1 protein-coding gene is annotated in these 755 nt (G+C 77.6%); it reads left to right on the top strand.

Going from position 1 to position 755, the window contains the following annotated elements; all coding sequences use genetic code 11:
- On the top strand, positions 1-755 hold a 755-nt coding region (locus G3I53_RS32395), incomplete at both ends, for an FAD-dependent oxidoreductase (protein ID WP_164439037.1).

Raw genomic sequence — 755 nt, 5'->3', positions numbered from 1 at the left:
TGCGCGGCGACGGCCTGCGCGGCGGCCTGCTGTCCTGGGACGGCCGGCTCACCGACGACGCCCGCCTGGTGACCGCGCTGGCCCGGACCGCCGCCGCGCGCGGCGCCGTGGTGCTCACCCGCGTGCGGGCGCTCGCCCTGACCGGGACGGGCGCCCGGGTGCGGGACGAACTCACCGGCGAGGAGGGCGAGATCCGCGCCCGCGCGGTGATCAACGCCTCCGGCGTCTGGGCGGACGGCCTGGTCGACGGCATCCGCATCCGGCCCTCGCGCGGCACCCACCTGGTGCTGCGCCCCGACTGCCTCGGGCCGCTCCCGGCGGGCCTGCACATCCCGATCCCCGGCGAGTCCAACCGCTTCGTCCTCGTCCTGCCCCAGGACGACGGCCGGGTCTACGTCGGGCTCACCGACGAACCGGTGCAGGGCGCCGTCCCGGACGTCGCCGAGGCGCCGGAGACGGACATCGGCTTCCTCCTCGACGTCCTCGGCTCGGTCGTGGACGTGCCGGTGCGCCGGGACGACGTCGTCGGCGCCTTCGCCGGTCTGCGCCCGCTGCTCGACACCACGGCCGGCACCGGCGCGTCGGCCAGGACCGCCGACATCTCACGGCGGCACGCGGTCCTCACCTCGTCGGAGGGCGTGGTCACCGTCGTGGGCGGCAAGCTCACCACCTACCGGCGGATGGCCGAGGACGCCGTCGACACCGCGGTGCGCGTGCGCGGGCTGGCGGCCGGCCCGTCCCGCACGGCCGCCCTC

Source organism: Streptomyces sp. SID14436, assembly GCF_010548465.1.
Lineage (GTDB): Bacteria > Actinomycetota > Actinomycetes > Streptomycetales > Streptomycetaceae > Streptomyces.
This window is presented reverse-complemented; position numbering and strand designations above follow the sequence as displayed.